Origin of the sequence: Comamonas sp. B21-038, assembly GCF_022387135.1 — a bacterium.
Classification (GTDB): Bacteria; Pseudomonadota; Gammaproteobacteria; order Burkholderiales; family Burkholderiaceae_C; genus Comamonas; species Comamonas sediminis.
The window spans coordinates 1819739-1843888 of sequence record NZ_CP092462.1 but is presented as its reverse complement, the minus strand read 5'-3'; the positions used below and the strand labels follow the sequence as shown (position 1 = coordinate 1843888).

General features: G+C 64.9%; 18 protein-coding genes, 1 tRNA gene and 1 riboswitch. Of the genes, 3 read left to right on the top strand and 16 right to left on the bottom strand.

Annotation, left to right across the window (positions count from 1 at the left end; all coding sequences use genetic code 11):
- Window positions 1-19: 19 nt before the first annotated feature.
- From MJ205_RS08275 to MJ205_RS08265, 3 genes are all read right to left on the bottom strand, one after another.
- Complete coding sequence (locus tag MJ205_RS08275) at window positions 20-1741, bottom strand: putative 2-aminoethylphosphonate ABC transporter permease subunit (RefSeq protein WP_239812007.1); 1722 nt, start codon at window positions 1739-1741, stop codon at window positions 20-22.
- Window positions 1742-1822: 81 nt separating this feature from the next.
- Complete coding sequence (locus MJ205_RS08270; protein ID WP_409411467.1) at window positions 1823-2953, bottom strand: putative 2-aminoethylphosphonate ABC transporter ATP-binding protein; 1131 nt, start codon at window positions 2951-2953, stop codon at window positions 1823-1825.
- Window positions 2954-3054: 101 nt separating this feature from the next.
- A complete protein-coding gene (locus tag MJ205_RS08265) occupies window positions 3055-4089 on the bottom strand; it encodes a putative 2-aminoethylphosphonate ABC transporter substrate-binding protein (protein WP_239812006.1) in 1035 nt (344 codons plus the stop codon).
- Window positions 4090-4338: 249 nt separating this feature from the next.
- Between MJ205_RS08265 and MJ205_RS08260 the strand changes: the two genes are divergently transcribed.
- A complete protein-coding gene (locus MJ205_RS08260) occupies window positions 4339-4785 on the top strand; it encodes a ribonuclease HI family protein (protein WP_239812005.1) in 447 nt (148 codons plus the stop codon).
- 34 nt (window positions 4786-4819) lie between these two features.
- Here MJ205_RS08260 and MJ205_RS08255 read toward each other — a convergent pair whose 3' ends face one another.
- Entirely contained in the window at window positions 4820-5908 is a 1089-nt protein-coding gene (locus MJ205_RS08255; RefSeq protein WP_239812004.1) for a DNA-binding protein, read from the bottom strand.
- Between the two features lie 103 nt (window positions 5909-6011).
- Here MJ205_RS08255 and MJ205_RS08250 point away from each other — a divergent pair, with 103 nt between their 5' ends.
- On the top strand, window positions 6012-7124 hold the full coding sequence (locus tag MJ205_RS08250) for a site-specific integrase (RefSeq protein ID WP_239812003.1): 1113 nt from the start codon (window positions 6012-6014) through the stop codon (window positions 7122-7124).
- A 34-nt stretch (window positions 7125-7158) separates the two neighbouring features.
- Here MJ205_RS08250 and MJ205_RS08245 read toward each other — a convergent pair whose 3' ends face one another.
- From MJ205_RS08245 to MJ205_RS08220, 6 genes are all read right to left on the bottom strand, one after another.
- Window positions 7159-7980: a heparan-alpha-glucosaminide N-acetyltransferase gene (locus tag MJ205_RS08245; protein WP_239812002.1), complete on the bottom strand. Its 822-nt coding sequence runs from the start codon at window positions 7978-7980 to the stop codon at window positions 7159-7161.
- 149 nt (window positions 7981-8129) lie between these two features.
- Window positions 8130-8206, bottom strand: a tRNA-Pro gene (locus tag MJ205_RS08240).
- 160 nt (window positions 8207-8366) lie between these two features.
- A complete protein-coding gene (locus MJ205_RS08235; RefSeq protein WP_446715064.1) occupies window positions 8367-9881 on the bottom strand; it encodes an efflux transporter outer membrane subunit in 1515 nt (504 codons plus the stop codon).
- Between the two features lie 21 nt (window positions 9882-9902).
- On the bottom strand, window positions 9903-13148 hold the full coding sequence (locus MJ205_RS08230; protein ID WP_239812001.1) for an efflux RND transporter permease subunit: 3246 nt from the start codon (window positions 13146-13148) through the stop codon (window positions 9903-9905).
- Window positions 13149-13172: 24 nt separating this feature from the next.
- Window positions 13173-14423: an efflux RND transporter periplasmic adaptor subunit gene (locus MJ205_RS08225; RefSeq protein WP_239812000.1), complete on the bottom strand. Its 1251-nt coding sequence runs from the start codon at window positions 14421-14423 to the stop codon at window positions 13173-13175.
- Between the two features lie 380 nt (window positions 14424-14803).
- Window positions 14804-15655: an alpha/beta hydrolase gene (locus tag MJ205_RS08220; RefSeq protein WP_239811999.1), complete on the bottom strand. Its 852-nt coding sequence runs from the start codon at window positions 15653-15655 to the stop codon at window positions 14804-14806.
- A gap of 173 nt (window positions 15656-15828) precedes the next feature.
- Between MJ205_RS08220 and MJ205_RS08215 the strand changes: the two genes are divergently transcribed.
- Window positions 15829-16743 carry a LysR family transcriptional regulator gene (locus MJ205_RS08215; RefSeq protein WP_239811998.1) on the top strand — a complete coding sequence of 305 codons (915 nt, stop codon included), beginning with the start codon at window positions 15829-15831 and terminating at the stop codon, window positions 16741-16743.
- Between the two features lie 10 nt (window positions 16744-16753).
- Here the strand turns inward: MJ205_RS08215 and MJ205_RS08210 are convergent, their stop codons facing one another.
- The 6 genes from MJ205_RS08210 to MJ205_RS08185 all read right to left on the bottom strand — a co-directional run bounded on the left by MJ205_RS08210 (window position 16754) and on the right by MJ205_RS08185 (window position 24143).
- Window positions 16754-17551: a (2Fe-2S) ferredoxin domain-containing protein gene (locus tag MJ205_RS08210; RefSeq protein WP_239811997.1), complete on the bottom strand. Its 798-nt coding sequence runs from the start codon at window positions 17549-17551 to the stop codon at window positions 16754-16756.
- A complete protein-coding gene (locus MJ205_RS08205; RefSeq protein WP_239811996.1) occupies window positions 17544-18335 on the bottom strand; it encodes an ABC transporter ATP-binding protein in 792 nt (263 codons plus the stop codon). Before MJ205_RS08205 ends, MJ205_RS08210 begins: the two co-directional genes overlap by 8 nt.
- A complete protein-coding gene (locus MJ205_RS08200; protein ID WP_239811995.1) occupies window positions 18332-19438 on the bottom strand; it encodes a FecCD family ABC transporter permease in 1107 nt (368 codons plus the stop codon). The genes MJ205_RS08205 and MJ205_RS08200 overlap by 4 nt, the downstream gene beginning before the upstream one ends.
- On the bottom strand, window positions 19435-20538 hold the full coding sequence (locus MJ205_RS08195; RefSeq protein WP_239811994.1) for an ABC transporter substrate-binding protein: 1104 nt from the start codon (window positions 20536-20538) through the stop codon (window positions 19435-19437). Before MJ205_RS08195 ends, MJ205_RS08200 begins: the two co-directional genes overlap by 4 nt.
- A gap of 13 nt (window positions 20539-20551) precedes the next feature.
- Entirely contained in the window at window positions 20552-22603 is a 2052-nt protein-coding gene (locus MJ205_RS08190; protein WP_239811993.1) for a TonB-dependent receptor, read from the bottom strand.
- Between the two features lie 226 nt (window positions 22604-22829).
- Window positions 22830-23103, bottom strand: a riboswitch (cobalamin riboswitch).
- A gap of 59 nt (window positions 23104-23162) precedes the next feature.
- Complete coding sequence (locus MJ205_RS08185; RefSeq protein WP_239811992.1) at window positions 23163-24143, bottom strand: LysR substrate-binding domain-containing protein; 981 nt, start codon at window positions 24141-24143, stop codon at window positions 23163-23165.
- Window positions 24144-24150: the final 7 nt, after the last annotated feature.

Sequence of the window (24150 nt, the reverse complement as noted above, 5' to 3'; positions counted from 1 at the left end):
ATTTTGTCCATCATCGCGATCAACGCTGCCGCCATGCCTGCGTGTGCTTGTTCAACCACCAGCCCAGCGCCTGGTAAAGCACGGTCACCACGCAGCTGATTGCGGCGATCATCACGGCCATCGCAGCGGCGGCGGCCATGTCGCCGGCTTCATCCAGGTTCAGGATGGCAACGGCGCCCAGGCGCGTCTCCGGCGAGTAGAGGAAGACGACGGCCGAGATCGTGGTCATCGCGGCCACGAAGAAGTAGCGCGACACCTCCAGCAGGGCCGGCAGGCACATCGGCAGGGTCACCTTCCACAGGGTGCGGTAGAAAGGCACCTTGAGCGATGCGCTGACCGATTCAAACTCGCCGTCAATGGACTTGAGCGCCGTCACCAGGGTCATATGGCCGGTGGTGTAGTAGTGCATCACCGTGCACAGCACCATCAGCGGCATGGTCTGGTACAGAAAGTTCAGCGGGTTGCCGGGGGCGTTGAAAAAGAAGATGTAGCCCAGGCCCAGCACCAGGCCGGGCACGGCCATCGGCAGCATGGCCAGCATGCGTAGCACCGGGCGCAGCGCGGGCATGCCCTTGGTTTTTTCCAGCAGGTAGGCGCCCATGAAGACCACGATGGGCCCCGCCACGGCAGCGCTGGCGGCCATGGTCAGGCTGTTGAACACGGCGGTGTCCACACCGGCATCGACCAGGCCGCTGGTGTAGTGGCTCAAGGTCAGGCCCAACTGGTAGGGCCAGAACTGGACCAGCGAGGCATAGATGGCCATGCCGAACATAGCCAGCATCAATGCAGCCAGCGCCCAGCACAGCAGGCTGCAAAAGCGGTCGGTCGCGGCATGGCGGCTCGGCTGCAGCACTACGGCGCGCGCGGTCAACACAGCGGTCTGCTTTTTCTGCACATGGCGGTCGATCGCATAGGTGATGACGGCAGGCAGCAACAGCAGCAAGGCCACGACGGCGCCACGCTGGAAATCCTGCTGGCCGATCACCAGTTTGAACACATCGGTGGCGAGCATGTTGAAGTTGCCGCCGATCACCTTCGGGATGCCGAAATCGGTGATCACCAAGGTAAACACCACCAATGCCGCAGAGACCACGCCATAGCGCGCTGCCGGCAAGGTGACGGTCAGGAACTGGCGCGTGCGGCTGGCCCCGAGCGCAGTGGCGGCCTCATACAGGCGCTGGTCACCCAGCGCAAGTGCGGTGATCAGAATCATCAGCGCATGCGGAAAGGTCGCAAAGCACTGGGCCAGCACAATGCCGGGCGCGCCGTAGATGGTGTCAAAACCCAGGCCATTGAGGACGGACTTGAGCACGCCCTGGTTGCCAAACCAGTAGATCAGCGAGATGGCCGACAGCAGCGAGGGTGCCAGCAATGGCAGCAGGCTGATGCTGCGCAGCAAGCCCTTGGTGCGGATGCCCGAGCGGGTGATGGCATAGGCAAAGCCAAAGGCCAGCGGGATGACCACGGCGGTGACCACCAGCGAAACCCAGAGGCTGTTCCAGAGACTGCCCAGCAGCGCGGGCGACTGGAAATAGCGGACAAAGCGCATGAAGGCCGAGCCCTCTTCGCCCGAGGTGGGCGCAAAGGCCTGGCCCAGCAAGGCAGCCAGTGGTGCCAGCAGCCCCATCAACAGCAGCGCCGTGATGGCAACCAGCGCCAGTTGCGCGATACGGTCAGTGGGCGCTGCGCGCAGGCCGGTGTGGCGAGAAAGCGCTGCGGGCGCTGAAACGGATGAGGTCATAGTGGTGTCGTAAGTCCCCAGGGCCTGGGGCATGGCTGCAAGCGGCCCCGGCCCCGGCGCTTGCCGGGGCCGGGGGAGCGCTCAGGCGGCCTGGGCAAAAATCTTCAACTGCTGCGCATGGATGGAGAACTGCAACCAGCGGCCCGGCTGGATATCGAGCTGCAGGCATTGCGCAGGGCTCAGCTGCAGCTGCACATGGCGCTCGGGCAGGCGCTGCACATCCACGTGGACAATGCAGACCGCACCGAGAAACTCCAGCTGCTCCACCACGCCCGTCAGCACCGGCGAGCCATTGGGCGCGGGCGCGCTGGCAACAGGAGGCATGGCGGTACAGTCATGCACGCTGCAGTCTTCGGGCCGCAGATAGACATGCAGGCTTTGGCCCGGGGCCAGGCGCGGCGCCTGCGGGCAGTACAGCTTGTGGCCCGCCAGCGTGATGCCGCCATTGCCGGCGGCCAGCGCCTGCAGCTTGTTGGCCTTGCCGATGAATTCCGCCACAAACGGGGTGGCGGGGCGTTGGTAGATATCGCGGGGCGTGCCCACCTGCTCGACCACACCATGGTTCATCACCACCACGCGGTCGGCCATGGCCATCGCCTCTTCCTGGTCGTGCGTGACCATGATGGTGGTGACATACAGGCGCTGCTGCAGCGCACGGATCTCGTTGCGCAGGTGCACGCGCACGGTCGCATCCAGGGCCGACAGCGGCTCATCGAGCAGCAGCAGCCCGGGCGACATGGCCAGCGCACGGGCCAGGGCCACGCGCTGCTGTTGGCCACCCGACAACTGGGCCGGGTACTTGCCGCCACTGACCGACAGACCGACGGTATCCAGCAGGCTTTGCACCTTCTGGGCCACCAGGGCCTTGGGTTGGCGCTGGCTGACCAGGCCATAGGCGACGTTGTCGGCCACCGTCAGATTGGGAAACAGCGCATACGACTGAAAGACGATCCCATAGTCCCGCTGCGAGGCGGGCAAGGCCGAGATGTTCTTGCCGTCCTGCCAGATCTCACCGCTGGTCTGGGCCTCCAGCCCGGCAATCGCGCGCAGCAAGGTGGTCTTGCCGCAGCCCGAGGGCCCCAGAAAACACACCAGCTCGCCACGGCGAATCTGCAGGTGGATCGACCGCAACGCGGTAAAGCTGCCGTAGGACTTGTGCAGATGGCGGATCTCCAAAAAGGGCGCGCCGCCCTCTTCGTCGCCCTTGCGCAAGCCCGGCTCGGCGGACTCGAATGCATACGAGGTATCGCGCACGGCTGCGGGCTGCGCCGCGTGGCCCTGCGCTGCTGACAAACGCGCTGTCTCCCTGTCACTCACTTCTTGGCCTCGCTTTTGGCGTCGTAACGCTTGGTCCACTCGGCCAGCACGCGCTCACGGCTGTCAGCCATCTTGGAGAAGTCCAGCGGAATCAGGCGCGACTCGTAGTCGGCAGGGATATTGGCCAGCTTGGGGGCCACACCGGGCATGGCGGTGACGGCGAAGTTCTTGCCGTACAGCTCCATGGCTTCCTTGCTCACGGCCCAGTCCACCAGCTTCTGTGCGGCGTCGGCGTGCTTGGTGCCCTTGTAGATGCTGATGCCTTCCAGGTCCCAGCCCAGGCCTTCCTTGGGGAACACCAGCTCGATCGGTGCGCCCTTGGCCTTGTTGGCGTGCGCGCGGTACTCGAACGAGATGCCGGCAACATACTCGCCTTGGGCAGCCATGTTGCAGGGCTTGGAGCCCGAGTGGGTGTATTGCGCAATGTTCTCGTGCAGCGCATCCATGTACTTCCAGCCGCCGCCGTTGCCGTTGTCATCGCCAAACAGCTGCAGCCAGGCGGCTACGTCAAAGTAGCCGGTACCGCTGGATGCAGGGTTGGGCATGACCACCTGGCCCTTGAACTCGGGCTTGGTCAGGTCTTGCCAGCTGGTGGGCATGGGGATGTTGCGCTTCTTCGCTTCCACCGTGTTGAAGCAGATGGTGGCGCCGAACACATCCATACCGACCCAGTGGGGTGGGTTCTTGCTGTCGCGGTACTTGGCGGTGATCGCCTCCAGGCCCTTGGGCGCGTAGGCCTGGAGCATGTCGTTCTTGTCGAAGATGGCCAGGCTCGATGCGGCCACACCCATGATCACGTCGGCCTTAGGGTTGGCTTTTTCTGCCAGCAGCTTGGCGGTGATGACGCCGGTGGAATCACGCACCCATTTCAGCGCGATATCGGGGTGGTTCTTGTTGAAGGCCGTCTCGTAGGCCTTGAGCTGGTCCATCTCTAGCGCCGTGTAGACCGTCAGTTCCGTTTTCTGGGCATGCACCAGGCCTGCGGCCACCATGGCGGCGGCCGCAGCCACCAGCTTCTTCCAATGCGTCATTGCTTACTCTCTCGCCGGGTTAATGGGATCGGGAAAGTATCTGAACCCTTTATGACAACGGCATGGCAACCAGACGAAGCTTGGATGACACATGCTAGCCTCTCTGGGTCACCGATTCCGGCTGTATCGCAGGCGCTACAGCGAACGGGTATCGTGCAACGGCAGACCTTCATCACTTGGCGCTGCGGCATCGCAGGTTCGATGCCCGGTTCACTGAAGCAGGATTGACCGCGCCCTTATGCTGTCGGCATGTCATCAGCCACCTGGATCGCCTATATCGACGGCAGCGCCCTGCCCAACCCCGGGCGCATGCGCATTGGCGGCATCGCCTATGCGCCCGATGGGACCAATCATTCCTTTAGCCAGGCGCTGGGCCACAGCGGATGCAACAACGAGGCTGAGGCCGTAGCGGCGATCCATGCCCTCACGTGGCTGCAAGGCATGGGCGCCCGCGAAGTGGTGCTGCATACCGACAGCAGCATTCTGGCCGAGCAAATGGCAGAACCCGCCGCCAAACCGATTGCCCGCCTGGCGGCACTGTATGAACAGGCCCGCGCGCTGCGTGCCAGCTTTGCGCAACTGGAAGTGCGCTGGGTGCCGCGCCACAAAAATACCATTGCCGATGCCCTGGCGCGGGGTGATGCGGTGCCGGGCGCAGATGCGGTGGACGCATCGCCGCTAGCCAGCACGGCTTGATCAAGCCTGCGGCTGCCCGCGCAGCGCAGACTCACTAGTTCTTGCCCCGCAGGCGCGAACCGGGCAGCTTGCGCAAAGGCCGCGCCGCAGGTTGCGCGCTGCGCATCGGCCGGCGGCTGCTGCCTGCTGCAAGCTCGGCAGAGGCGCCAGTATCCCCTCCCCTGCCCGCGCTGTGCGCCCATTCCAGCTTGAACTGGGCCAACTCGCTTTCATGGCGGTGGGCTTGCAGTGCCAGTGCCTGCGCATGCGCCGCTTCTGCGGTCTGCAGGCGGTGCTGCCATTGCTGCGCCTCGGTTTGCGCCTGCTGCAACTGTACTGCTTGCTGCTCGCGTTGTTGCTGCAGCGCTTGCTTGTCCTGCTGCCACTGCGCTTCCAGTTTGGCCAGCTTTTCCTGCTCGGCGCGTTGGGCGGCCATGGCCTGCTTGGTGTCCTGGCGTGCACGGTCCAAGTCCTGCAGCGCCCGGTGCTGCTGCAGCTGGGCGCTGTGCTGCAGCTCGCGCAGCTGCTCGGCATGGGCCATGTCCGCCTCATCACGGGCCTTGCGGTTGGCAAACAGCTCCTGCTCCAGCGCCTGCAGGCGCTGTTGCTGGGTGGCGGCGAACTGGTCTTTTTGCCGGCCGGCCTGCTCCAGGTCGGCCAGGCGCCCGGTTTGCATCTTGATCTGCGCATGGGCCACCGCCAGCGCCTGCTCGGTGGTGGCACGCTGCTGGGCCATCAGGGCGCGCTCTTGTTCCAGCGCTTGCTGGGCGTCTTCCAAGGCTTGTTGCTGTGCCTGTAGATCCTCGCGCACGGGCTCCAGCAGCGCATCGGCCGCTTGGGTCGCTTGCGTTTGCACCTGCTCCCACACTTGCTGCAGCGCCTGCACCAGTGGGGGCGGCAAGCCGTTGGCAGTGGCGCCATCTGGGTTGCCGGCCAGTACGTTGCCCCCTCCTCCAGCGCCCAGCCGCGGGCCCAGGGTGGCAAACCAGGCTTCCAGCATGGGGCTCACGGTATTGGGCGAGCCCCGGCCAATCTTTTGGCGCACCCGCTCAATCGTGGGCCTCTTGCCCTCCAGCAACAGCGCATCAGCCGCCTGCCAGACATCTTCTTTTTGCACGCTGCGCGTGGCACGCGAAATTTCCATTTTTGAACCCTTTTTCCAATTACTATCGATAAGAGATTGTTATCGCAAGTAATCTGCTTGTTGTATGTAATATATCATACATAGCATGTAATATTTAATCAATATGAAGTCTTACATTCCACTTTCGGCCTCTCTGGATCCGGATTTGCTGCCTGCCGCGTCTCCCGGCACCGCCCCGTTGCAACCGGAGCTGTTGTCGGCGTCGGCCGAGGATGCGCTGCGTGCACTGCGGCTCGAGGCCGCGTCTGAAAACACCACCAGCAGCTACCAAAGCGCGCTGCGCTACTGGGCCGCCTGGTACTGGTTGCGCTATGGCCAGGCCATCGCGCTGCCCTTGCCGGCCAATGTGGTGCTGCAATTTGTGGCGGACCATGGCGAGCACCTGACGGCGCAAGGCGCGCAGTCCGGTCTGCCGCCCGCGCTGGATGCGCAGCTGGTGCAGCAAGGCTTCAAGGGAAGGCTGGGTTCATTGGCGCATTCGACCCTGGTGCACCGGATTGCCGTGCTCTCCAAGGCGCACAGCCACCAGGCCCTGCCCAACCCCTGCCACAGCACAGAGGTGCGCGAGGCGCTGTCGCACCTGCGCAAGGCCTATGCGCGCCGGGGCATGCTGGAGCAAAAAAAGGCGGCCCTTACCCGCCCCCTGCTGGAGCAGCTGTTGGCCACCTGTGATGACAGTGTGAAAGGCCGGCGCGACCGCGCCTTGCTGCTCTTTGCCTGGGCCAGCGGTGGGCGCCGGAGGTCCGAGGTGGCAGATGCGCGCATGGAGTGGCTGCAAACCATGGGCCCGGGCCAGTACCTTTACGACCTGCGCCTGTCCAAAACCAACCAGAGCGGCTCAGCGCGGCCAGAGAACTTCAAGCCCGTAGTGGGTGTGGCCGGTGCGGCACTGTCCCAGTGGCTGGAGGTCTCGGGCATCCGCGAGGGTGCGATATTTCGGCGCGTGTTCAAGAACGGCCAGGTAGGCGATGCCGCTTTGAGCGCGCTGTCGGTCAACAACATCGTCAAGGAGCGCTGTGCGTTGGCGGGGATGGAGGGGGATTTTTCTGCGCACTCGCTGCGCTCGGGCTTTGTGACCGAGGCCGGCCGGCAGAACATGGCCTTGGCCGACACGATGGCGATGACCGGCCACCAGAGTGCGGCGACGGTGCTGGGTTATTTCCGCGCCGAGGCACCGCTGGCGAACAAGGCTGCGCGCCTGCTGGACGAACCGTAAAGCGACTGAGTCAGCTGCCTGGTGCTGACCCAGATCAGTCCAGCGCCGTAGGCAGCAGCAATACCAGCAGCATCAGCCCACCCATCAGTACCAGCTGGTGCAGCATGTAGTAAGACAGGCTGTGGCGGCCCAACCAGGCGAGGCTGCGACACAGCGCGTTTTGCGCAGGCCGGGCCAAATACCCAGGCAGCCAGGCGCCTGACTTGGCGATTTGGTGGCGGCCGATCTGAAAGCCCAGCAGCATGATGCCCAACCAAGGCAGGAGCGGCACAAAATCCTCCGTGGCAGGCTTGCGCGTTACCAGACCCAAGGGGCTGAAGGCCTTGGCGTTGAGGAGTTCTACCAACGACGCGGGCAAGCCGCTCGCAACATATTGGTAGAGGCCTGGCGCGAGCAGGCAAAGCACCGCTAGGGAAAACAGCAGGCGGTTACTCCAGCCCTGCATCAGCCGCAACAGCAGCAGCATCACCGCCATGCCATGCAGCACGCCAAAGTAGATGTAGCTGTTGGGAAACACCAGGTAGGAGCCCGCGCTGACCAGCAGCGCGCATCCTGCAACCTGCAGCCAGCGCCGGCAGAACCGCGCAGCACTGGTTTGCTTGCTGTGGGCAGCCGCTTGCGCCAAACCAGCGCACAACAGGAACAGGCTGACGATGGCGGTGCGCTGCCAGGTCCAGACAGGGTTGCGGTAGAAATCCTGGCGCCACAGCTGCAGGTAGCTCAGATCAAAGCAGAAGTGGAAGGCCGTCATCCAGACCATCGCCAGCCCCCGCAATGCATCCAGGCGGTCCCAGCGATCGCGCGGCGCGCGGGGCTCTGACTGGGTGTAGGTGACAGGGTGAAACTGGGTGGGCATAGATCAAACACGGAGGCTGCGCTATCGTGCCACATCTGTACCGTGGCCGCTGCCCGGCGTTGTTGCCAAGCAGCAATCCCGCGGCCTGTCTTCACGGCGCCGGATATGAAAAAGCCTGTCGCACTCACATGCGACAGGCTTTTAAATAATGGTCGGAGCGGTGGGATTCGAACTCACGACCCTCTGCTCCCAAAGCAGATGCGCTACCAGGCTGCGCTACGCTCCGACTAAGCATCTATTGTAACCCGGTTTTGGACTGCGTTTGGAAAAATCGGAACAGGTCCATTGATTCAGCCGCACATATCAGGATCCGAGTCGTGCGATTTGCACCACAGGGTTCAGGCGCGGCTGTCAACCGCGCCTGATTGAGCCTGCGGTGCCTTCACTTAACCTGCTGCTTTGACCTCTGCATGGGCCGCCACCGGCGCACTCTCCCAACTGCCGCCCAGTGCACGAATCAGCGCAATGGTGGCGGTGTACTGGGCGGTGCGCACCTGCAGCGCCTGGCGGCGGTTGCGCAGTTCGTTGCGGCGGGCGTCCAGCAGCTCCAGCTGGCTGACCAGGCCGTTGCGGTAGCGCACATCGGAGAGGTGGGTGGCCCGCTCGGCCGACTGTACGGCCTGGCCCAGCACGGTGGCCTGGCCTTGCAGCAGGCGCAGGCTGCTCAGTTGGTCTTCCACTTCGCGGAAGGCGCCCAGCACCTGGCCGCGCTGGGCGGCCACTGCCGCTTCCAGCCGGGCCTTGGCGCCCTCTTCCTGCGCTTCGCGCTGGCCGCCGTCAAACAGTGGCAGCGACAGCAGCGCACCCAGGCCCCAGGAGCGGGCCGACCATTTGAACAGGTCGCCCAGGTCTGGCGAGGCAAAGCCGCCATTGCCGGTCAAGGTAATGGCCGGGAACCAGGCCGCCTGCGCGACGCCTACGCGGGCCTGGGCGGCCAGCACGCTGGCTTGCGCGGCAGACACATCGGGCCGGCGGGCCAGCACGGTGCCTGGCACGCCAGCCGGGATCACCGGCAGGCGCACCTCCCCCTGCGCAGCAGGCAGCACAAAGCCGGTGGCCACCTCACCCACCAGCACCGCCAGCGCATTGCTCAGTGTGGCTTGCTGGCGTTCCAAGGCCAGGGCCTCGGATTCGGTGGCGGAGACCTCGCTTTGCATGCGCACCACTTCCAGCTCGGCGGCATCGCCGGCGTCAAAGCGCCGCTGGATCAGGCGCAAGGTGTCGCCGTAGGCGGACAGGCTTTGCTGCACCAACTGCTGCTCGGTTTGCAGCGCACGCAGTTGCAGATAGGTCTGCGCCACATCGGACTGCACCATCAGCCGCGTGCTTTGCAGCAAGGCGGCACGCGCCTCGGCATCCAGTTGCGCGGCCTGGCTGGCCTGCGACAGGCGGCCAAACAGGTCCACCTCGTAGGACAGGTTGAGCCCGGCCGTCACCAGGGTCGCGGGCTGGAGCCCGTTGCTGGTGTTGGCACCAGCCTGGCGCGCCGCGCCGCCCGAGACACCGACCTGCGGCATGCGCTGGGCATCGGCAGAGCGCAGCAGCGCCCGTGCTTCTGCCAGGCGGGCGGCCGCCGTCTGCACATCGGTATTGGCATCGGCCGCGCGCTCAACCAGGCGGGTCAGCTCGGCATCGCCAAAAGCGAGCCACCAGGCGCCACGGGGCTGGGCCTCGGCCGGGGCGGCCGTGGTCCAGGAGGCTTGGTCCTGCGGCGTGCTGAAGGCGGCGGGCACCGGCACGCCAGCGTTTTGCACGGCGGGCGGCAGCGCGGTGGCGCAACCGGCCAGCAGCAGGGCCGCAGCCAGCGGCGTGAGCAGTGTCAAGCGCAGCGGTGCCAGCGATCGGCGCAGGCCCCGGCCCAGGGGCGCCTGGCCGGGTTTGGCGTTGAAAGACATCGTCATTTCTTGCATGTTGTTCTTCTCTTATTCGTCATGCCCGCGTGCTGCGGCCAGGAGGGGTTGGGCAGAGCCTGCGCCATGCACAGGTGCGGGCACCGGCGCCGTGATCGGGGCCACATGGGCACCGTGCTGCTTGAGCGGGCGGTTGCCTGCCAGCTTGCGCAGCAGCACATAGAACACGGGAGTCAGGAACAGACCGAATGCGGTGACACCAATCATCCCGGCGAACACGGCAATCCCCATGGCGCTGCGCATTTCGGCGCCGGCACCCTTGGACAGCACCAGCGGCAGCACACCCATGATGAAGGCCATCGAGGTCATCAGGATCGGGCGCAGGCGCAGGCGGCTGGCCTCGATCGCGGCCTGGATCGGCGAGCGTCCGGCAAATTCGAGTTCACGGGCAAACTCCACAATCAGGATGGCGTTCTTCGCCGATAGCCCCACCAGCACCACCAAGCCAATCTGGGTAAAGACATTGTTGTCGCCATGCGAGAGCCAGACCCCGGTCATCGCAGCCAGCAGGCCCATCGGCACAATCAGCACAATGGCCAACGGCAGGGTCAGGCTTTCATACTGCGCAGCCAGCACCAGGAACACCAGCAAAATCGCCAGCGGGAAGACCAGCGCCGCCGAGTTGCCCGCCAGGATTTCCTGGTAGGTCAGTTCCGTCCATTCAAAGCCAATGCCCTGCGGCAAGGTCTCGCGGGCAATGCGCTCCACCGCTTCGCGCGCCTGGCCCGACGAGAAACCAGGGGCTGGGCCGCCATTGACATCGGCCGACAGGAAGCCGTTGTAGCGCATCGCACGCTCTGGGCCAAAGCTGGGTTCGAGCTTCATCAGCGCGGACAGTGGCACCATCTCGCCGGTGGTCGATCGCACCTTCAAGGCGCCCACATCTTCGGCGCGGGCGCGGAAGCCCGCATCCGCTTGCACCCGCACGCTGTAGGTGCGGCCAAACTTGTTGAAGTCATTGGCATACAGGCTGCCCAGGTAGATCTGCAGGGTCTCGAAAATATCGGTCACCGGCACACCCAGCTGGCGCGCCTTGGTGCGGTCGATATCGGCGTAGAGCTGCGGCACATTGACCTGCCAGCTCGAGAAGATGCCAGCCAGCTCCGGCGTCTGGTAAGCCTTGGCCATAAAGGCCTTGACCGCGCCATCCATCGCTTCGTAGCCGAGCGAGCCCCGGTCTTCGATCTGCAGCTTGAAGCCGCCGGTGGTGCCCAGGCCCGACACCGGTGGTGGCGGGAACATGGCGATAAAGGCGTCCTGGATCTGGCCAAAGGCCTGGTTCAGTTGGCCCGCCACCGCGCCACCGCTCTGGTCGGCGCGCGTGCGCTCGGCAAAGGGCTTGAGCGAGACGAACACGATGCCGGAGTTCGAGCTGTTGGTGAAGCCATTGATCGACAGGCCGGGGAAGGCGATGGCGTCCTGCACATTGGGGTTCTCCTTGACGATATCGCCCATGCGTTTGATCACGTCCTCGGTGCGGTCCAGGGTCGCACCATCGGGCAGCTGGGCAAAGCCCACCAGGTACTGCTTGTCCTGTGCCGGCACAAAACCGCCGGGCACCATATGGAACAGGCCCCAGGTGGCGCCGACCAGCGCCAGGTACACGACGAACATGCCGGCCTTGTGGCCAATCACGCGGCGCACGCCGCCACTGTAGGCTTCCGAGCCACGGTGGAACACGGCATTGAAGCGGCGGAAGAAACCGCCCAGCACGCGGTCCATGCCACGGGTCAGCGCATCCTTGGGTTCGTCATGGCCCTTGAGCAGCAATGCGGCCAGTGCGGGCGACAGGGTCAGCGAGTTGATGGCCGAGATCACCGTGGAGATCGCAATCGTCACCGCGAACTGCTTGTAGAACTGGCCGGTCAGACCACTGATGAACGCTAGCGGCACAAACACCGCGACCAGCACCAGTGCAATCGCAATGATGGGGCCCGAGACTTCACGCATGGCCTGGTAGGTGGCCTCGCGCGGGCTCAGTCCGGCTTCGATGTTCCGCTCCACGTTCTCGACCACGACGATGGCATCATCGACGACGATACCGATGGCCAGCACCAGCCCGAACAGGCTGAGCGCATTGATGGAGAAGCCCAGCAGATGCAGCACCGCAAAGGTACCCACCACCGACACCGGCACTGCCAGCAGCGGAATGATCGACGCGCGCCAGGTCTGCAGGAACAGAATCACGACGATCACGACCAGCGCGATGGCTTCAAGCAAGGTGTGGATCACCGAGTCGATCGACGCCCGCACAAACTGGGTCGGGTCATAGGCAATGCGGAATTCCACGCCTTCTGGCATGTTCTTTTGCAGCTCGGCCATTGTGTTGCGCACGTTTTCCGAGATCTCCAGCGCATTGGAGCCCGGGGCCTGGAACACGCCCATACCCACCGCAGCTTCGTTGTTCAGCAGCGAGCGCAGCGAATAATCAGCCGCGCCCAGCTCCAGGCGGGCAATGTCACGCAGGCGCGTCACCGCACCATCCGAGCCGGTCTTGACGATGATGTCGCCAAACTCCTCGGTGCTGGACAAGCGGCCTTGGGCATTGATCGACAACTGGGTATCCACGCCAGGCAGACCCGGCGATGCACCGACCACGCCGGCAGCGGCTTGCACGTTCTGGCCACGTATGGCGGCCACCACGTCGCTGGCCGACAGGCCGCGCTGGGCGACCTTTTGCGGGTCCAGCCAGGCGCGCATCGAGTAATCGCCACCGCCAAAGATCTGCACCTGGCCTACGCCCTGGATGCGCGCGAGGCGGTCCTTGACGTTGAGCACGGCATAGTTGCGCAGGTAGTCGATGTCATAGCGCCCATTGGGCGAGACCATGTGAACGACCATGGTGATGTCCGGCGAACTCTTGACCGTGGTCACGCCCAGGCGCCGCACTTCTTCGGGCAGGCGCGGCTCGGCTTGCGAGACGCGGTTCTGCACCAGCTGCTGCGCCTTGTCCGGGTCGGTGCCCAGCTTGAAGGTCACGGTCAGGGTCATCACGCCATCGGTGGTGGCCTGGCTGCCCATATAGAGCATGCCTTCGACACCGTTGATGGACTCTTCGAGGGGCGTGGCCACAGTTTCGGCGATCACCTTGGGGTTGGCGCCGGGGTACTGGGCACGCACCACCACTGAGGGCGGCACCACCTCGGGGTACTCCGAGATGGGCAGGGCCCGCATGGCGATCAGCCCGGCCAGAAAGATCAGCAGCGACAGCACACCCGCAAATATCGGGCGGTCGATGAAAAATCGGGATAAATTCATACGCTTGGCTTTTTTGTTATCGGTTTAGGCGGCGGGCTTGGAGCCATCGTTGGCAGCCTGCTGCGCATCGCCCTTGAGCTCGGATTTGCTGGACATCGGCACCTCCTGCGGTGCCACCACGGCACCGGGGCGCACCCGCTGCAGGCCATTGACCACAATGCGCTCGCCGGCCTTCAGGCCCGAGGTCACCAGGCGCAGCCCTTCAAACGGCGCGCCCAACTGCACTTCGCGGTACTCGGCCTTGTTGCCCTCGCCCACCACCAGCACAAACTTCTTGCTCTGGTCCGTTCCCACGGCACGTTCGTTGATCAGCAGCGCCTGCTGGCTATGGGGCTGGCCCATGCGCACGCGGGCAAACTGGCCGGCCATCAGCGCGCCATCGGCGTTGTCAAACACCGCACGCACCCGCACGGTGCCGCTGCGCGCATCCACCTGGTTGTCAATCAGCTGCAGGTGGCCCTTGTAAGGCGTGGCGCCGCTGGTGCCCACCCCCATCTGCACGGGAATGCTCTCGATCAACGCACGGGCGCTCTTGCCCTGGCGCAGGCCTTGCAGCGCATTGGTCACGATCTGCTCGTCGGCATCAAAACTGGCATACATGGGGTTGACGGAGACCAAGGTCGTCAGCACTGGCGCGCCGGCACCGGCGCTGACCAGGTTGCCCACGGTCACATCGATGCGGCCCATCTTGCCGGCCACGGGCGCGCGCACCTGGGTGTAGCCCAGGTTGAGCTTGGCCGTCTGCAGCGCCGCCTGCGCTGCGCGCAGGTTGGCGTCTGCTTCGCGGCGGGCGTTGGTGCGCTCGTCCAGTTCCTTTTGCGCAATGGCGCGCTCTTCCCACAGACGGGCGGCGCGCTCGGCTTCGCTTTGCGAATAGCCCATGCGTGCCTTGGCGGCCACAACCTGGGCTTCGGCGCGGTCCACTTCAGCGGCATAAGGTGCGGGGTCGACCGTGAAAAGCAGATCACCGGCCTTGACCAGCGCACCCTCCTTGAAGTGCACCGCCTGCAGCGCGCCGGCGACACGCGGGCGCACGTCGACGCGCTGCAAGGCTTCGAGCCGGCCGGAGAATTCATCCCACAGCTGCACGTCCTGCTGCAGCACCTGGGCGACGGAGACAGGCATCGCGGGCGGTGCCGTGGCCTCTGCCGGCGCACTCGCGTGCGAGCTTTGCAGGCCCATTGCCGTGCCGCCTGCAGCCACCACGGCAGCTGCCAGACCGATGGCCGTCCACCAGCGGCGTTGAGGGGAAGTCGAAGTTTTGTTGTTGCTCATGGCCAAGTCCTGATGTGTGCGTGAATAGTTTTTGAGGTTTCTTGCGGCAACGGCATGCCCCTGCGGCTACAAAAGCCGACAGAAAATCCTTGCCACAGTGGAGCCTCTGCAAAACTCCCTGCCTTGGTCTGAACGTGGTCTCGGGCGATCCGCTGCGTTGTCTTCCTTGTCAATAGCTACGGCTATTGACTGCAAAAGACGCCTTGCGGCTCATCCCGATCCACGTCCATCCCACTGGGCGAGGGTTTCGCAAAATCTCCACACGGCAATGCGTTGCGAGAAAGCGTTTCTAAGGGTGGTGAAGGCGCAGCTGCCCGCCGCCGCTCCCCGGGCTTTACCGGAGGGAGGCGCCGCTCAAGCCTTGCGCTTCGTTCAGGGGATCAGGCTTGCGCCCGACATCGGGATGTCTCGAAGAAAAGTGCCAGTTGTTCCAGCACGGCCCCGGCACAGGGACAGGGCTCGGGAGCACGGGGCTCAAGCAATGCATCGGGCCACTGTTGCGCGACCTTGAATACATGCTGCTGCACCAGATGACCCGCTGCCTGCAGGCGGCTGGCATAGGCCAGTGCCTCGTCGTGCATCGGATCCTTATCGCCCACCATGATGAGCGTAGCGGGTAGTCCAGCCAGGCGCTGCGCCATCGCTGGCACGGCGTAGGGATGGATGCCGCCATAGGCGCAGCCCAGGAACTTGCTCCAGCCCTCGGCCCATTTGCATTCCGTTGCATCGCCATTGGCAGCGCGAAGCGACGCCGTGCCGGCACAGGGATTGAGCATGGGTGAGAGCAGGATCTGCCCCGCCAGCGGTGGATGGCGTTGATCACGCGCCATCAGACACACGCCGGCGGCAAGGTTGGCACCCGCCTCCTCGCCAGCCACATACATCGGCGCACCTTTGCCGGCAAGGCGTGTGCGATGTTTGTAGCTCCACTGAAGCATTTCATAACCGATCTCCAATGGACGCGGAAATGGATGCTCAGGCGAGAGCGGGTATGCCACCGACACCACACGGGCCCCTGCTGTTGCCAGCAGACCCGCAACGGTGCAGCCACTGTCCAGATCACCTTCGACAAAAGCGCCGCCATGAAAATGCAGCACCAAGGGCGAAGGCTCGCCGGACTTGCCTTTGCTACCGTACAGGCGCACGGCCACCGACTCGCCCGACGCCGTCGGAGCGACGGTGTCGATGAAGTCGGGAGCCAATACGCTGTTTTTTACGGTGGTGTCAGACATAAGTGAGCCTGTTGATGAGTAGGCATGGGTAAATGTAGTTGCGATGCTGCAACTGATCAATCGGCAAATTATGGCCGCACTATTTCCAAATCAGGAACAATAGCGCCATCTTTCGCGTGTGAGAATCCACCTACTTTTAGCGCGCGCGTGCGCGCCAGTGCAAGGAGAGGCAGATGGATCAGATACAGGCAATGCGGGTGTTTGCGCGGGTCGTGGAGTCGGGCACCTTCACGCTCGCGGCCACCTCGCTGCAGCTGCCCAAGGCCAGTGTGACCAAGCATGTGCAGGCGCTGGAAGACCGGCTGCGGGTCAAACTGCTCAACCGCACGACCCGCCGCGTGACGGTGACCACCGATGGCGCCGCCTACTACGACCGCGCCGTGCGGCTGCTGAGCGACTTCGATGAACTCGAAGCCAGCATGAGCCAGGTGCGTGCGACCCCGCGCGGGCGTCTGCGTGTGGATGTAGGCACCTCGATCGCCCGGCTTCTGGTGATTCCACAGCTGGCGACCTTTCAGGCGCGCTACCCGGACATCCAGATCGACCTGGGCGTGACCGACCGCACCGTGGACCTGATTGCTGACAATGTCGATTGCGTGGTGCGCGGCGGCGAGCTGCGCGACCAGTCACTGGTCGCGCGCCGTGTCGGGAACGTGGAATTTTTGACGGTGGCCTCGCCCGCCTATTTGCAGCGCCAGGGCACGCCGCAGCATCCGCGCGACCTGGAAAACGGCCACAACAGTGTGATTTACTTCTCGCCGGTCACCCAGCGCCGCTATCCGCTGGAGTTTCAGCACAACAGCGAGAGCATCGAGATTGCCAACCCCTCGACGTTAGCCGTCAACGAAGCCAATGCCTACACGACCTGCCTGCTCAGCGGCCAGGGTGTGGGCCAGATCACCAGCTACCAGGCGCGCGAGTATCTCCAAAGCGGTCAGCTGGTGCAGATCCTGCCGGAATGGACCCAGCCTTTGCTGCCGGTTTATGTGGTGTACCCGCCCAACTCCCATCTGAGTGCCAAGGTGCGGGCCTTTGTCGATTGGGTGGTGGAGATTTTCGCGGCCGATCCACTGCTGCAGTGCAAATAGCGCACTGCGCTCATTCGTCCGCATCGCTGCAGGGCGGAGGAGCCTGGAGCGTATGCACCCGGTGGGCTGCACAGGCCTCGCTGCCTTCGATGTGGCTCTTGAGCACCGGCACCAGGCTGTCTTCATCCAGATGACCGTACCAGACGCCCTCGGGATAGACGATCATCAGCGGCCCCTGGTTGCAGGGGTACTGGCAGCTGGTTTGCAGCAGCTGCAACTGCTGTTTGAGGGGCGCACTGGCCTGCACGGCCTGGCTGAGCCGGGGCCATAGCGCAGCGGCACCCTTGGCCACGCAGCGCGGCCCCATGCACCACAGCACATGGCGCTGGTGGGCGGGCACCGTGCTCCAGGCCACCGGATCGGTTTGCCAGCCCTCTTCGCCTTCCTCGGTCACCACATCGGGCCGCGACGTTGCCAGCGCCAGGTGGTTCAGCAACGCGGGCACGAGCCCCTGCCACTGCAGCAGCGGCTGCGCAAATACCAGCCGGGGCCGGGCATGGCCGGGCTGGCTGGCCAGCCAGCGCCTGGCCACCTTTTGCAGCCAGCGACGCAGTGCGGGCTCGTCGGGCACCATCGTGGGCTGGATGACAATCGTCTGCTGCGCCCCACCGGTAGGCGCAAGTGCAGCGCTCAGGCTGTCCAGCGCCTCGGGCAAGGCCGGCTGGTTGCGGTCCACAAAGGCCAGTTGCATAGCGAGGTCGGGGTCTGCCTGCTGGCAGGCCTGCAGCAAGGCCTGCAATTCGTTTTTGGCGGCAGACCCCAGTCCACCCCGGCCCAGCAGCAACAAGGCATCAGGTTTTCTAGCCATGGGGCTTGTCCATCCAGTAGCTCACACGCGCCTTGTCCAGGCGCGGATGGCGGTCCACCAGCGCCTCGACCTGGAACACGCGCGCAATGGTTTGCGAGGTCAGCACCTGCTCGGGCCTGCCCTCGGCCTCGATCACGCCGGCTTGCATCACGTAGATACGGTCACAGAACTGCGCAGCCAGGTTCAGGTCGTGCACCACGATCAGCACGGTGCAGCCAGAGGCGCGCACCAGGCTGAGCAGCTCCAGCTGGAACTGGATGTCCAGGTGGTTGGTAGGCTCGTCCAGAAACAGCAGCTGCGGCTGCTGGGCCAGCGCACGGGCGAGCAGCACCCTTTGGCGCTCACCGCCGGAGAGCGACGACAGCGGATGGTCGGCCAGGCGGCTGGCCCGCACCTGCGCCAGACAGGCGTTGACGATGGCCTTGTCCTCGGCACTGTCGCGCGCCCAGCGCGACTGGTGCGGAAAGCGGCCCATCATTACCAACTCCTGCACCGTGCAGTCAAAGCCCAGGCCCGTATCCTGGCCCAGCACCGCCGCCTGCTGCGCAAACTGCCGCGCGCTCATCTGCCAGATGTCGCGGCCCTGCAGCTGTATCTGGCCACCGGCCTCGGGCTGCAGCACACGGTAGAGCATGCGCATCAAGGTCGATTTGCCGCAGCCATTGGGCCCCACCAGACCGACACATTCGCCGCGCGCCACCTGCAGGCTGGCCTGGCGCACGATCGGTGTGGCCTGGCTGCCATGGCCGGCGCTCCATGACAGTTGCTTGGCGCTCAGCATCATGCGCTGCCTCCCGGAATGGCACTGGTGCGGCGCCACAGCATCCAGATAAAGAAGGGCCCGCCAATGAGAGACGTGATGACGCCCACCGGCAGCTCACTGGGCGCAAACCAGGTGCGGGCGGCCAGATCGACCAGCACCAAAAAGCTCGCGCCCATCAAGGCACTGACCGGCAGCACGCGGCGGTGGTCACTGCCCACCAGCATGCGGGTGATGTGGGGAATGACCAGGCCGACAAAACCGATGGCACCGCTGACTGCCACCATGGTGCCCGTCAGCAAGGACACCACCACGAACAATTGCAGGCGCAGGCGGGCGGTGTTGACTCCCAGCGTGGCAGCGCCCTCGTCGCCAACCAACAAGGCATTGAGCTGTCTCGCACACAGCAGCAGCCACAGCAGGCCCAGGCCCAGCACTGCGGCAGGCAGCCCCAGGGCGCTCCACTGGGTCGCTGCCAGGCTGCCCAAGGTCCAGGTCAGCAAGGCATTGGCCAGCTCGCGCTGGCCGGCGGTCAAGGTGATCAGGCTGGTCACACCCATCAGCATGTAGCCAATGGCCACACCGCTCAGGATCAGCCGGGTGGCATGCAGGCGCCCTTGCTGCTGGGCCAGCGCATAGACCAGCGCAGTGGCCAGCAACGCGCCAACAAAGGCGCCTGCGGTGATGGCATAGATACCTGCCATCGCCAAACTGCCATAGGCCAGCACCGACACCGCCCCCACTGACGCGCCGGAGGACACGCCGAGCATGTAGGGATCGGCCAGTGGGTTGCGCACCATCGCCTGCATCACCACGCCGACCACGGCCAGGCCGGCGCCCACCAGCGCCGCCAGCAGCACCCGGGGCATGCGCACCATCCAGACAATCTGGTAGTGCTGCTGGCTGATGCTGCCCTGCCCTGCATCGGGCTGCCCGCCGCCTCCCTGCAGCTGCTGGCTGACGACCGACCACACGGTGGAGGCATGCAGCGATGCCGAGCCCCAGGTGATGGCGGCCAGGCCGCTGGCCAGCAGCAAGACCAGCAGCAGCAACAGGCACAGCGCCAAGGACCAGGGCTTGCGCCGCTGGCGTTCATGCTGGCCGTCACAGCCCGGCGCATGGCTCACTGCTTGGACTCCGCCACAGGCAGCCATGGCACGGGGTCCACCGTGATGCGGCGATCCGGGTGCAAGGCAGCAGCCAGGCGCTGCGCCACGTTCACGTTGCGCGGCCCTGGCGTGGCCTCGGCATAGCTGATGACGAAAAAGCGCTGCTCGCGAATGGCCGACACCCCCGCCAGCTCCGGCTTGGAACGCAGAAAATCGATCTTGCCCTGGGCGCTGGGCTGGCCGTAGTCGATGATGATGATCCACTCCGGGTCGCGGGTGATCACATCCTCCCAATTGCCTCGAGGCCAGTTGCTGGGGATGTCCGCAAAGATGTTGCTGCCACCTGCGGCATCCAGCATGGCCTGGGGCATGCCGAAGCCGCCGACCGTCGTCGGTATCTTCTCGCCGCTGTCAAACACAAAGACACGCGGTTGCTGCGTGTTGCCTCGCATCTGCGTGGCCAGCTGGTTGATCGAGGCCTGCAGCTTGGCAATTTGCGGCTGCGCCTGGGGCTCGATGTCAAAGATGCGCGCCACATTGCGCAGGTCCGCCAAGGTGTCGGCCAGCGCCACACGCTCACGCTTGTGGATGCGGACGCAGGACTCGGACAGCACATAGGATGCGATGCCGTGCTTTGCCAGCAGCTCGGGCGTGACCCCGCCGGGGCGGAACCCATAGCTCCAGCCGCCAAATACAAAGTCGGCGCGTGCCTCCAGCATGGTCTCCAGGTTCATGTCCTGCGACGAGAGCTTGGGCACCCGGGCGAACTGGTCCACCAGCTCGGGGCTGATCTCCTTGCGCGACGGTATTCCCGTGTAACCGACCAGCTGGGGCCCCAGGCCCAGAAACAGGAACATCTCGGTGATGTTCACATCGTGCGTGATGGCGCGCTGCGGTACCCGGTCATAGCGCTGGGGCTGGCCGCAGACATCGATCACCAGCGGGGCAGCCCGCAAGCCTGCGGGCGCGGCAGCCGCCGCACTGGCGATGGGGACCGCTGCTGCCTGGGTGGGACGGCTGGGCGGCTGCGGGCCGGCTGGCTGGTCACAGCCGGCCAGCACCAGGGCGGCCGCTGCCGCCAGCGCGCGCAGAATGTGGCGGGAGGTGCTTGCTGTCATGCCTGGGCCTTGCTCAGAAACGCAGATGGGCCATCAGCTCAAAGCTGCGGCCATTGCCCATCAGCCATTGCGAGCCGTAGGACGATGCTGCATAGCGCTTGTTGGTCAGGTTGCGGCCAACGAGGTTCAAGCTGGTGCTGCGGTTCAGGTTCCAGCCCAGTACCGCATCGGCCACGGTGTAGGCGGGCAGCTGCGCGGTATTGGCATTGCTGGTGTAGCGGCTGGCAACATGGCGCAGACCCAGCGATGCCCGCCAATCGCCCGTCTGGTAGTGCGCCCAGGCATTGGCCGTGTAGCGCGGCACATTGGCGGGCTGGTTGCCGGCGCGGTCAATGGCGGTGGCGCCTTCGCGCAGCTCGTCAAACTGGGCATCGGCATAGGCCAGGTTGCCCTCAAAGCGCCAGGACGCAGTCGCCCGCCAACTGCCCGCCAGCTCGATGCCCTTGGACGACTGCTTGCCGCCCTGGATCGACAGCGCTGGGCGGTCCGGATCGCGCGTGATGATGTGCTTCTTGCGGATGTCGAAGACCGCCAGGGTCCACTCGCCCTGGTCATTGGGCAGTTGCTGCTTGATGCCCACCTCCACCTGGCGGCCCTTGCTCAGGGTGAAGCCGGTTTGCGACTGGCTCAGCGACAGCAGACTGGTAACCGGGTCATGGCCGGTGCTGACCTGGGCATAGACGCTGGTGTTCTGGTCCAGCTTGTGGGTCAGGCCCAGGCGCCAGGAGGTGCCGCCCAAGGTCTTGTCAAAACGGGCCGGGCTGAGCAGGTCCATGCGGTCAAAGTCATACAGGTCGCGGCGCACGCCGGCCATCAGCAGCCACTGCGCGCCCAGCTTCCAGGCGTCTTCGAGATAGAAGGCGTTCTGGCGGATGCGCGAGGTCATGCGCGCCTTGTAGGGGTCCGGGCTGTTCCAGTAGCCACTGGTGCCACCGGTCAGCGGCACATCGGACTCGCCGGTATATGGGGAGTTGTTGAGGGCGGTGAACTTGGCCTGCGACACGTCCCAGCCCATCGCAATCTCGTGCTGGCCGGGCTTGAATACGGCACCCAGGCGGTTGCCGCTTTGCTCCAGATCGTGGCCGATCTCCAGGTAATCGTAGCGGTGGACCGTGCGGGTGCCGGCATCGTAGTCGTAGCCTTCGATGTTCTTCCAGTGGCGGTCGGCCTTCATGTGGTAGGTCTCGTTGCGCAGCACCAGCGCGTCGCTCACGTTCCACTCGGCCTTGAGCTTGTAGCGCTGGTCCTTGTAGTGGATGTCGCTGTCGAGAACGTTGAAATTGCGGTCGCGCAGTGCCGCCACCGGCTTGCCATCAACGACGGGGGTACCAAAGTAGCGCTCGGGCCGCTGGTCGCTGACATCGGCCGTCAGGTCCAGGCGCAGGTCACTGTTGGCCTGCCAGCGGATGGCGCTCATCAGCTTCTTGCTGTCGCTGTTGCCCAGCTGGCGCTCGCCGTCCGTGCGATCACCGTAGACATCCAGGCGGTAGCTCAGGCTGTCGCTCAGTGCGCCGGTGGTGCCCAGGCCCGCACGCGCCGTGCCATGGGAGCCAGCGCCCAGCAACACTTCGGTCGAGGTGGTGCGGCTGGGCTCCTTGCGCACCGCATTCACGGTGGCGCCCATCGTGCCGCTGCCGTACATCAGCGATGCCGGCCCGCGCAGCACATCAAAGCGCTCATAGCCCCAGCTGGAATTGGGATAGGCCACGGTGCCTGCGGCCACGCCCAAGGCCAGACCGTCTTCGGCCACCCCCACCGAGTTGACGCCATTAAAGCCACGGCTGGAAAACGACAGTCCGCCGTTGCCAGGGGTGCCGGTCGTGCTCAGGCCCACGCTGCGGCCCACGGCGTCCACCACCTCGTAGTCGGCGCGCTCCTGGATCTGCACAGCCGATACCGAGCTGACGCTGGCCGGCAGGTCCTGCAGCGGAATGGCCAGCTTGCTGGCCGAGGTGGAAGGCAGCTGGAGCGCATGGGGCTCGCTGCGCTTGTCGGTCACCACCACTTCGGACAGCGATGCCTCTTGCGCATGGGCCACCGCCATGCCCAGGGCAGGCAAACACAAAACACAGGAGTGACCCACCAGGCGCAAGGAGGAAGAGAGCCGTCCGGCTGTCAGGAGCCGGTTTTTCGGAAAAGGAACTGCAGTCATTTCAACAAAAGGCGAAAACTGCCTGATGTGAGGGCCGCACTGCACGCGGTCATCCCAGGGACGGGGCCGCATGCCGAACCGCCGTCCACACCCCGCAGACAGTTGAGAGAGCGCCGTCCGGACAGAGAGGTCCGGAACACGCTACGACTACGAACAGGCCGGTCTCCGGGCTTACAGGCGGTACGGCGCAGGCGCCGACCCGGTAACCGGTCTTCCCAGGGCGGGCGTGTCTCATGGCCTCGCAGGCATGGACACACTCTCGACCCCAGTGACTGGGCCCGCGTGGGAGCGGGCCGCATCGGCTACTTTTCCTGTCTACCGTTGCGGGGGCAGCCAAGGCTTGGGGGAGCTTCCTCCCGACCTTGTTCCCGTTTCACTTGTGCATGACAAGCACCTGTAGATAGGCTTTTTTCAAAGCGCAGCCAGTGTACCAGCCGCGGGCCATTGGTGCGCCGTTCGACGGCAGGCTGTGTCAGCCCGGCGATACAGCGCTGGCTGGGGGGCGTGATCGGCTCTGCGGCAGGCGCGACGCGTAGCCGATGAAGTCGGTGCTGCTCAACTGGCCCAGCAGCCATTGCCGAAAGCTGGTCTGGATCGGCCGCTCCCCCCCGCCCCGGCGCGTGTAGAGGTGGAATTTGGGCGTTCTATCCATCGGCAGTTGGCGCAGCAGCTCCGGGCCAAAGGGCGCGAGCAGCTTGCCGCTATGGATATAGCTGAGCGCATCCACATAGGACAGCAGCCCCACCCCCTGCCCGCTGAGGACGGCCTGCAGCATCGCATCGTGTGTGTGCAGCAGCATCGGGCTGGCATGCTTGTCGCCCGGATCCAGGCCCAGCATGGCATAGATGTCCTGCCACAAGGTGTTGTGGCTGAGCGGCGAGATGAGCCGGTGGTGCGGCAGGTCCTGCGCGGTCTCCACCGGGTGCTCGGCCAGCAGCTGGGGTGCGGCAACGATGACCTTGAGGTCTTCGAGCAGCGGGGTTTCATCGAGGTGGTCCACACCGCCATAGCCCCAGACGATCGCAGCATCCAGATCACTGCTGTCAAACGAAGGCAGCTCCACGCCAATGGAGATGCGCAGATCCAGTGCCGGGTAATCCTTGGTGAACGACGGCAGCGAGCGGATCAGGTACTGGGTCGCAAAGTAGGGGCTGACCTGGATATGGAACTGTGCGTCGTTGTGGTGGGCGCGCACCGCCTCCATCCCCTGGCTCAGCGCATCCAGCCCCTGCTCCACATAGTGGTACAGCGTCTGCGCCTCCTCACTGGCGAGCAGGCCACGGGTGCCGCGCTCGAACAGCTGCACGTCCAGGGCACTCTCCAGCTGCTTGAGCTGCTGGCTGGCGGCCTGCGGGGTCAGGCACAGTTCGTCGGCCGCCTTGCGGATGGAGCCATGGCGGAAGACGGACTCGAACACGCGCAGCGGCTGCAGGGGCGGTAGCTTGTATTTCATGGAGTGG